Source organism: Protofrankia coriariae (assembly GCF_001017755.1).
Classification (GTDB): Bacteria; Actinomycetota; Actinomycetes; order Frankiales; family Frankiaceae; genus Protofrankia; species Protofrankia coriariae.
Genome location: NZ_JWIO01000065.1, coordinates 1 through 7,182, shown reverse-complemented (window position 1 = coordinate 7,182; position 7,182 = coordinate 1). Strand labels below are relative to the sequence as shown.

General features: G+C 64.6%; 7 protein-coding genes. All 7 read right to left on the bottom strand.

The genetic code is table 11. From position 1 onward, the window contains the following. Positions 1-82: 82 nt before the first annotated feature. Positions 83-1,180, bottom strand: a complete 1,098-nt coding sequence (locus tag FrCorBMG51_RS23070; RefSeq protein ID WP_047225116.1) for an LLM class flavin-dependent oxidoreductase — start codon at positions 1,178-1,180, stop codon at positions 83-85. A gap of 207 nt (positions 1,181-1,387) precedes the next feature. Beyond that, a complete protein-coding gene (locus FrCorBMG51_RS23065; protein WP_047225115.1) occupies positions 1,388-2,146 on the bottom strand; it encodes an SDR family NAD(P)-dependent oxidoreductase in 759 nt (252 codons plus the stop codon). Positions 2,147-2,321: 175 nt separating this feature from the next. Further along, on the bottom strand, positions 2,322-2,612 hold the full coding sequence (locus FrCorBMG51_RS23060) for a cytochrome C oxidase subunit IV family protein (RefSeq protein ID WP_047225114.1): 291 nt from the start codon (positions 2,610-2,612) through the stop codon (positions 2,322-2,324). Between the two features lie 17 nt (positions 2,613-2,629). Further along, positions 2,630-3,229, bottom strand: coding sequence for a cytochrome c oxidase subunit 3 (locus FrCorBMG51_RS23055; protein ID WP_052914968.1), 600 nt, complete (start codon positions 3,227-3,229; stop codon positions 2,630-2,632). Between the two features lie 159 nt (positions 3,230-3,388). Next, entirely contained in the window at positions 3,389-4,165 is a 777-nt protein-coding gene (locus FrCorBMG51_RS23050; protein ID WP_157180637.1) for a hypothetical protein, read from the bottom strand. Between the two features lie 270 nt (positions 4,166-4,435). Next, complete coding sequence (locus FrCorBMG51_RS23045) at positions 4,436-5,590, bottom strand: acyl-CoA dehydrogenase family protein (protein WP_047225112.1); 1,155 nt, start codon at positions 5,588-5,590, stop codon at positions 4,436-4,438. Then, complete coding sequence (locus tag FrCorBMG51_RS23040) at positions 5,547-6,770, bottom strand: thiolase family protein (protein ID WP_157180636.1); 1,224 nt, start codon at positions 6,768-6,770, stop codon at positions 5,547-5,549. Before FrCorBMG51_RS23040 ends, FrCorBMG51_RS23045 begins: the two co-directional genes overlap by 44 nt. Between the last annotated feature and the right edge of the window lie 412 nt (positions 6,771-7,182).

Genomic DNA, 7,182 nt, shown 5'->3' with positions numbered 1-7,182 from the left:
ACTCGTCCGGCGGCCGCCAGCCGCGAACACAGGAAAAACCGTGCTGGCGGCCGCTCGCCGGCGCCGTACCATGAACCTCTGGTCAGGCCCGTGCGGACTCCGCGATCCTGTTGACCTCGGGAATGACTTCCTCGGCGATCAGCCTGAGGCTGGCCTGTACCGTCTCCAGGGGCATTCCACCGAACGAGACGAGCAACATCTGCTGGAAGTCTCCGATCAGCTCGATCCGACGACGCATCTGTTCGATCATCTGTTCGGGCGCGCCATTCCACTGCAGCCCGTAGAATTTCTCGAACCCGGCCTCGCGGCCGGCATCCCGCAGCAGGTCCGCGCCTTCCTGGTACGACTCGTAGCCCTTGCTCCGCCCAAAGTGCTGACCATCGAACTCGTAGTGGTCGACCATGGCCGAGAAGAATGGTGCGAGGTGGTGTCGCATTGTCTTGTCCGCGACGTCCGGGTCCTCGTGGCAGTACGCGAAGTCGAGGAGTACCGGAGGAGGCGGCTCGGTGCCCTGCTTCTCCCGGTACCGCGCACGCCAGGTATTGAACTGGTCAGCCTGCTGCTCGATCTCGTACTGGTAGTTGAAGCACATCATCGTGCCGCCGAAGTCAGCGGCCGCAAGGGTGGACGCCGGCGACATGGCGATGTTGAACAGGCGGTCCCGGAATCCCCTCTCGGGCTTCGGGAAGATATCCGCGCGGGCCTGCCTGAAATATTTTCCGTCGTGTTCGATGTAGCCCTTCTCAAGACCGTCGAGAATCATCCTGGCGGACTCGGTGAAGCGCTCGCGGGACTCGTCCATGCTGACGCCGAAGCGCTCGTACTCGTCACGCGCGAGTCCGCGCCCGATGCCCAGCAGCAGCCTGCCGTCGGACAGCGCGTCCAGCATGCTGATACGTTCGGCCAGCCGGAGCGGGTCGTTCTGCCCCTGCCACCACGGCAGGATGATGGCCCCGGTCCCCAGCCTGATCCGACTGGTGCGTGCCGCGAGGTATGTCAACGCCTGGAGCGGGTCCGGGGAGACACAGTAGGGCCTGTCGAAATGATGCTCCGGAACCCACACCGAGTCGTAGCCGAGGTCTTCGGCGATCTCGCCGAGCCGCATCTCCTCCTTCCACAGCTCGCTGTCAGACTTTCCAGAGCTGGCATTTGCCAGCAGCAACAACAGTCCGAAATGCATGTCAGCAGTGCCTCTCTCGACGACTGATATAAATATTCTGCGGCCCCGGCCTGCTCACGTCATCCGTGCTACGTACGACTGTCGGGGCCCGGCCAGTCGTAGTTACCGCGGACGCGGCACGCGCACGTGACTTCGCCGGAACCACGCCGTTGGTCACCCGTCGAAGAGCGAGGACGACAACAGGCCACCGGCGGCGTCACGGGTGACTCAGTCATTTCCCTTGCTGTTCCAGCCGCCGTCCACCGGCAGGATCCCACCCGTGCAGAACGCCGAGTCGCCGGACAGGAAGAACGCGGTTGCGGCCGCGATTTCGGCCGGATCCCCGAGGCGGTGGATGATGTGCGAGCTCGCGAACTTCCGCCGCAGGTCGTCAGGAATGTTCGCCAGGATCGGTGTGTCGACGGTGCCTGGACAGATACAGTTGCAGCGGATTCCCTGGGCGCCGTACTCCATCGCGACCTGCCTTGTCAGGCTTACCACGCCGCCCTTGGCCGCGGAGTAGGACGCCAGGTTGGTCAGCCCCTTCAGCGCTGCCATCGAAGCGATGTTGACAATGGCGCCACCCCCTTGCCCGAGCATCGTCGGAATGACGGCCTGCAGGCCGAGCCACACTCCTCGCAGGTCGGTGTCGATCACATGGTTCCAGCCTTCGTCGGTGAGATCGACGATGTTGTCGGCACCAAACGTGTTGGTGACTCCGGCCACGTTGGCGAGGAGGCCGACCGGTCCGAAGCTCTCCGCCGTCTCGGCGACAAGTCGTTTCCAGTCGTGCCGGTCACGCACGTCCATCACGACGTGCAGGGCCTCCCCGCCGTTCGCGATGATTTCCTTGGCGGTTGCTTCCGACTCCTGCAGGTCGGCGGTCACCACCCTGGCGCCCTCGGCGGCGCATCGAAGGGCGACGGCCCTCCCGATTCCCTGGACTCCGCCGGTCACGATGGCGACCCTGCCCACCAGACGATTCATTCTGTCCTCCGATTGTCCCGGCCGTCGACACGGCGAACGAAAACCATGCCACAGCGTTTCTTCACATTGATGTGTCCATTGACGTGTCCGGTGCCGTCCGACGCGGAGACCCGGAAACGGTACGCCCCGGAAAGCAGCCGGCGCTCCGGAGCGATGCCGTCGTCGTCCCGACCCTTCAGGAAAAGCAGTCCGAGCTGCAGGAGACGATTATGGCCGTATAGTGCCCCACCACGATGATCGTGGCCATGACAAAGGCCCATGTCAGATACAGCAGTCGCCAGATCGCGGGACCGTGTCTCGCCTCGATGAAATGCAGAATGATCAGCCTGACCTTGTAGGCGGTCATGACGATGACCAGCACCGCGGCGATCGAGGTGACCAGACCTCCCTCGATCACGACGAAGGATCCGGTCGTCAGCGCGGCCAGCACCCACCACACCGCCACCGCGGAGTCGGCGCTGTTCATTCGGCACCCCTCACCCCTCATGTGAGATACAGCAGCGAGTAGATGAAGATCCACAGAAGATCCACGAAATGCCAGAAGACGCCGACGTTCTCGAGGCCGGCCAGGTACCCGACGTCGCTGGCGAGCCGGTCGCGGTTCCGCTGGAAGAAAAACATGAAGGACATGCCCGCCAGCACGTGCGCGAGATGGATGAAGGTGATCGCAAAATAGAAGGTGAAGAACGAGCTTGTCGCGATCCCGATCCCGGACCCGATCGTGACGGAGTACTCGACGGCCTTGTCCGCGCAGAATGCCAGGCCCAGGAGCAGGGCCGCGGTCAGGCGCGAGGAGACCTGCCTGGCGTCCAACCGCCGTGCGGCCTGCACCGCCTGTACCACAAAAAGTGAGCTGGTGAGCAGGATCAGCGTGTTGGCGAAACCGAACACCACGTTGAGGTGCTGATGTGACTCCCGGTACACCTCGTACTGTCGCACCCGTTCACTGGTGAATACCAGGAATATCAGAGCGAAGACGATCATGTCCATGAGGACGAAGATCCAGATGCCTTCGCTTCCCGTGGCAGGTCTGGTGTTCCTCCTCGCGACGCCTTCTCGCTCGTCGGTGTTGCCCTCTTCCACGCGGCCTCCGCTCGGTCCAGACGCTCCCGGTGGTGCTGATCGCGGATATGTGCTCCGTTCTCCTGTCGGCACCAGCACCTCGGGGACAGCAGGCCATGCCGGACCTCGTCCACACGGCCTGCTGTCCGTCTCCGTCCGGCCAGGGGCGGGTCGCCTGTTTCAGGCCCGTACCGGGATGCCGGGATCTGTGGTCGGCGTCAGTTCACCGGTCGGCGCCGGTTCTTCGAACTCCGACTTTCTCCTCGACATTTCCCTGATCAGGAAGAAGCTGTACAGGGCAAAGAAGGCGAACAGCCACGAACTGAAGATCACGAAGAAGTTCCAGGTGCCCGCCACGGTGAACGGTCCCTCCTTGATCCAGGGAAGAACCACCAGTGTGACGAAGATACTTCCGACCGCAATCGTCGCCCAGCCGGCCCAGGCGGGAAATATTTTCTGCTTCTTGTTGAGAACCGTCCACAGGCCGACGCCGACGCACTGCACCGTGGTGATGCCGTAGGTCATGTCGTAGGTGAACCAGCCGAAAACGTGAAACGCCTTGATCACGCTCGGATCGAGATCGTGTACGAGTATCGCGTTGAGCAGCCACAGGCCGGGGCAGAAGCCAAGTGACCAGGCCGTCAGCGCTCCACCGGCCAGCTCCATCCTGCTCAGCACGTTGGGCCCGCGTTCACTGTCGTTGATGACGCCACTGAGCAGACAGCACCAGGGCAGGTAGAGAAAGGCAACGCTCATGGACACCGCCATGCCGATGGCGATGGACTGGTGGTGCGGTCCGTAGTACCTGGCAACAAGCTCCTCGCCGCTCAGGCCCATCATGTTGGGTGGCGGGACGTTGTGCCCGAAGACTGCCCAGAAAATGATGTACCCGAGTACGAAGGCAGGACCGCACCATGCGATCACAAGATTCAGTCGATTCTCGGTTCTCCTATTCATCTCGATTCCTCACGGTTGTCGTACGAAGTTGCTCGAAGCACTTCCGGCGAACCCGCCCTCTCGTAAACATGGGTGGTATTGTCGCGCGTGGCCAACAGCGCGAACAACCGGAGAAACTACGTATCACCACACGGTTCTCCACCGTGGAAAGTACGCATGCCGACCCTGGCGGCGGCAGTGGGTCCGCGCCTGCTTCGTGCGGAGAAACCATGACGGGGCGGTAACTCCCCGGACTCGGAGACGTCCGTGAGCCGTGGACCGGGTACGGATTCAGTCGAGCAGGCCCCGTCCGATGATCTCTTTCATGATCTCGTTGGTGCCGCCGAGGATCGAATGGACGCGGGCGTCCACGAAGGCCCGGGCGATCGGGTACTCCAGCATGTAGCCGTAGCCACCGTGCAGTTGCACACACCGGTCGACGGCGCGCCTGAACAGGTCGGAACTCCACCACTTGGCCATCGCGGCATCAGTGGCCGACAGGTTGCCGGCCACGTGCTCGGCGATGCAGCGGTCGGTGAACGTCCGGGCCAGTTGGGCCTCGGTGGCGATTTCGGCCAGTTCGAACCGGGTGTGCTGCAACGACGAGATCGGCCTGCCGAACGCGTACCGGTCCTGAACGTACCGGACGGTGATCTCCAGCGCCCGTTCCACCCCAGCCGTGCTGCTCACCGCGATCGACAGCCGCTCCTGGGGCAGGTTCTGCATCAGGTAGACAAACCCCTGACCGAGCTCGCCGAGCACGTTCGCCGCCGGCACCCGCACGTCAGCGAAGAACAGCTCGGCGGTGTCCTGGGCCTTCATACCGACCTTCTTCAGCCGCCGACCGCGCTCGAAGCCGGGCATGCCGCGCTCCACCACCAGCAGGCTGAACCCTCGGCTTCCGGCTTCCGGGTCGGTCCTGACCACCACGATGACCAGGTCGGACAGGATGCCGTTGGTGATGAAGGTCTTCGCCCCGTTGACGATTAAGTCCGCGGCACTGCCAGGGCCGTCCCGCACCGCGGTGGTCTGGATGCCCTGCAGGTCACTGCCGGTGCCCGGCTCGGTCATCGCGATGGCGGTGATCAGTTCACCGGAGCAGAAGCCGGGCAGCCAGCGGCGCTTCTGCTCGTCGCTGGCCAGCCGCAGCAGATACGGTGCGACCACGTCGTTCTGCAGCGGTATACCCGGCCCGCTGGCGCCGGCTCTGATCAGTTCCTCGTCCAGGATCGCGTTGTACCGGAAGTCCTCGACGCCGCCACCGCCGTACTCCTCGGGCACATCGATCCCGAGCAGGCCCGCCTTTCCGGCGGCCAGCCACACGTCCCTGCTGACCTGCCCGTCCTGCTCCCACCGCTCGTGACAGGGCTCGACCTCGCGCCGCACGAACGTCCGAGCCAGCTCACGGAAGGCGTGGTGATCGTCGGTGAAGATGTTCCGCTCCATCGCGACACCCTCCTTCCGTGGCTGCTCGTGCCGGGCCGGCCGTCCGCGGCCTCTGAACGGTCGGTCGGTCACATGTGACCTGATTCCTGGTCGATCGCGACGGGTGGCTGTCCGAGACCAGAACCATCGCGGCCCCCGGACCCGCCGCCCCGCTCGAGACAACGGCCGCACGCGCATTCGGTATCTGTCGCCCCTCGGCTTCTCCGCGCAGCTGAAGGACCGCCTCGTAGAGGCCTCCATAGCCGTTGCTGCGACCCGCCGTAAGCTCCCCGCCGTGTGGATTGAGGGGCAATATACCGCCTGGACCGATCCGGGTGCCGTCGCGCACAAATTCGGCTGCCTCGCCCGGAGCGCAGAACCCGAGGGCCTCCAGCCAACAAAGGGCGTTGAAGGTGAACGTGTCGTCGAGCGCGACAAAGTCCACGTCCTGCCGAACCACGGATGCGCGGCTCCACAGATGTGCTGCCGGCACCTCGGCGTCAAGCCGGTAGCCCGCGAGACCGAGGTCCGTTTCCTCGGCCGCGATCCGCCTTGTTCCGACCGCGTCGATCCACACCGGTGGGTGTGGCCGGTGACCGCGGACATCGGTTGCCGAGACCACCAGCGCGATCGCGGCGTCACATGGCACGGCGCAGTCGAACCATCCCAGCGGGGAGGCGACCATCCTCGCCGCAAGATAGCGGTCCATCGCGAGCGGCGTACGGCACACGGCATCAGAGTTGCGGGCGGCGTGACGCCGTGCGGCGACCGCCACCCACCCCAGCGCCTCCCTGCCGTGGCCAAAGGCCGCGAGGTATTCCGAAGCTGCCAGCGCGACACGGCGCAGCGAGGACGACGCCTCGGCCGAACACCCCTGCTGAGAACCGTCGGCCGTCGGAGCGGGCCACGTACCGGCGCGGCTTCCCCCGCCACCCGGTACGGTGAGGCACAGGACATGACGGCACAGACCTGCGGAAACCGCGAGCATCGCGCTCACGATCGGACCCGTCCGGCCGGGGACGTCGCGCGCGCCACAGTGCCACACGGGTCGCAATCCCAGTACCTGCTCCACTCCCCGGACTCCGCCGGTGGACAAACCGGGTAACCCGGACGAACCGCCGTACACGCACACTCCATCGATATCGGCTCTCGACAGGCCGGCATCCGAAACTGCCGCATGGCATGCCTCGGCAGCCAGCACCGACCATGGCCGACGAAGTCGTCGGTCATGGCGGGAGCGTCCAATGCCGGTGAAGGCGACGTCGTCCTCGAAACGATGAGAGCTGACAGGCTCAGCGCAGTCGACAGTCACAGTCATCGGACTGTCAGGCCCGGACCTGGATGCGACTTCGTTCGACACATGGAATCACAGGAAGTTCCACCAGCCTCCGCGTCGAGAGTTCCGCCGCCACTGACGGGCCGGACACGACATCGATCGTGCCGAAACCAACCTGCCGCGATCGTCCTCGCGCCACACCCCGCCGACAACCGGGTCAACTACGTGGATCCGTGATCGGGTAAGTCGGGACAAACTACTGACCAGCGTCCGGTTGCCCACCGGCCCAGGTCGCGGGTGCGGTCCCTGACCGGCCCGACATGCTGGTCCCTCGGCG

What these genes read in the sequence shown, in the direction of transcription:
- FrCorBMG51_RS23070 (WP_047225116.1), bottom strand. Translation starts at nt 1,180, where the DNA reads ATGCATTTCGGACTGTTGTTGCTGCTGGCAAATGCCAGCTCTGGAAAG.
- FrCorBMG51_RS23065 (WP_047225115.1), bottom strand. Translation starts at nt 2,146, where the DNA reads ATGAATCGTCTGGTGGGCAGGGTCGCCATCGTGACCGGCGGAGTCCAG.
- FrCorBMG51_RS23060 (WP_047225114.1), bottom strand. Translation starts at nt 2,612, where the DNA reads ATGAACAGCGCCGACTCCGCGGTGGCGGTGTGGTGGGTGCTGGCCGCG.
- FrCorBMG51_RS23050 (WP_157180637.1), bottom strand. Translation starts at nt 4,165, where the DNA reads ATGAATAGGAGAACCGAGAATCGACTGAATCTTGTGATCGCATGGTGC.
- FrCorBMG51_RS23045 (WP_047225112.1), bottom strand. Translation starts at nt 5,590, where the DNA reads ATGGAGCGGAACATCTTCACCGACGATCACCACGCCTTCCGTGAGCTG.